At 45.9% G+C, this 2,060-nt stretch carries 1 protein-coding gene; it reads right to left on the reverse strand.

What is annotated here, in order from left to right; translation table 11 throughout:
* Positions 1–285: 285 nt before the first annotated feature.
* Positions 286–999: an SAM-dependent methyltransferase gene (locus tag BJR36_RS19885; protein WP_091237167.1), complete on the reverse strand. Its 714-nt coding sequence runs from the start codon at positions 997–999 to the stop codon at positions 286–288.
* Between the last annotated feature and the right edge of the window lie 1,061 nt (positions 1,000–2,060).

Below are 2,060 nucleotides of genomic sequence, written 5' to 3' on the forward strand. Positions count from 1 at the left end.
ATCCAGAAACTATTCTGAATAATGACCCTTTTTCTCTCCTTATATACGGGATAGTTATCCACACAAAAGGAGAAAAACATTTATCAATTACCTATGTAAATGTTCCTCAATCCCGGCTGCATCTCCTGCCGGAAATGTTTTGTAACTATTCATGACTGCGTCCTTCATAGTCACAGATGATGCACACAAATTGTAAAATCAGCAATTTGGCCACGCATGTCTCGGTTTTTTGTGCAAATTCAGCATAAAAACATCTCTCAAGACAGGGGTTCTGAACAGTTACATTTATTTTTTCTTTCCCACAATCGAAAGCAGGTTCATGTACCGTCCCCCGTCTGCCGCCATCATGGGCCTGTCGCTCACCGCATATTCGTTGTCGGTGGCCAGCCAGTCATGCCAGGCCTCCTCGAAGCACTCCATCTCCCTGATTTCCTTCAGGTCAAAATGCTCCGATGCGGAAAATACCTTCCTCCACCATTCTGCCGAGTGTATGGTCTCAATCACCTCGTCAAACCAGTATGGCTTCATTTCCTCCGGTATGTTTTCCTTCACTTCATGCCTGAATCCCGGCACCCCGATTGCTATCAGGGCGTCCTTTTTCAGCATCCCCGCAAGCCTGCTGTCAAAATAGGCTTCGTCTCTTCCGAAATAATGATAGGAGTCGATGCTGATGAGGGCATCAAAATATTCGTCTGCAAAAGGCAGGTCCAGGGCATTCGCATGGAGAGGAATGATACGTTCATCCAGTCCCTGCTCCCGAAAACGCCTGTAGTTATCCGTTGCTGTGATCCAAAGATCCACCGCAAATACCTGGACCCCGTATTCCCTTGCCAGGAATATGGATGTAAGCCCCCGCCCGCATCCCAGATCCAGAACCCTCATGCCTGGCTTCAGCCCGTTTTCCCCAAGAATCTCTTCCAGCATCTTCATCGAGTTCGGTCCCATCATATTTTCATTGATCAGGCTGCTGTCGTATCTGCCGCTTTTCAAAAATTCCATTGTTCCATCCCCTCTCACCGGTTCTGCAATCTATATTCCTGATTTATACCTATAAATAACATAATGCTGAATAGTTCTGAATAGTTATCATTTTACCACCTTTTCGCATTATTTGCATGGGTTTTCGCAACACTGGCCCCTCCGGCTTCGTTTTCTCTCCCAGGAAAGCTCCTCCTTCTTAAACACAAAGCGACTTCAACACTTCAACTCCCGTGCCTTCAGTCTTGAGGGCCAAGACACTTTGTAGCGCGGAGGGCTGATTGACGTCAGCCAATCAAATACCAAAAGCCGGACTGCACATCCTACACAGAGCATGCACTCTCATAGTTAATTTCTTCCTATGAGAATACGTAATCAGGGACAGCCTCTCACCGACCTTCCGGTCGCTGTGGAGCTGTCCCTGCCATATAAAATATTCTGTTGTAGCTGTTCAGACCCCCCGTACCGCGAGGTGTTTTCATGCTGATTTCAAATAAAAACCCTAGTTATATATGCGCCAAATTGGTGGTTCTGCAATTTGTGTGCATCTTTGTGACTATAAAGGACTTAGTCCTGAATAGTCACATTTTATCAATTGTCCACTAAAGATTAGCCTGTCAAAGCCCTCATATAACCTTCGGCCTCGTCAATTTGCACATTCGCCAGCTATCACGCAGTGATGCAAAACATGATTCAATGAGCAGCTTTATGAAGACGTTGGTACTTAGGATGCGTACTCTGCGTCCTTACGTACCACTACGTCTTCATCTAAGCGAGAGCGTGCTGCGAATGAACATGTTTTGCATCACGTCCTATTTGCTCATGAAATCAAGCAGTGATGCAAAACATGATTCAATGAGCAGCTTTATGAAGACGTTGGTACTTAGGACGCGTACTTTGCGTCCTTACGTACCACTACGTCTTCATCTAAGCGAGAGCGCGCTGCGAATGAACATGTTTTGCATCACGTCCTATTTGCTCATGAAGTCAAGCAGTGATGCAAAACATGATTCAATGAGCAGCTTTATGAAGACGTTGGTACTTAGGACGCGTACTTTGCGTCCTTACGTACCACTACGTCT

Origin of the sequence: Anaerobium acetethylicum, assembly GCF_900096945.1 — a bacterium.
GTDB lineage: Bacteria > Bacillota > Clostridia > Lachnospirales > Lachnospiraceae > Anaerobium > Anaerobium acetethylicum.

Bases quoted from the DNA above. Each gene is read 5' to 3' on its own strand.
- BJR36_RS19885 (WP_091237167.1), bottom strand. From the start codon at position 999: ATGGAATTTTTGAAAAGCGGCAGATACGACAGCAGCCTGATCAATGAA.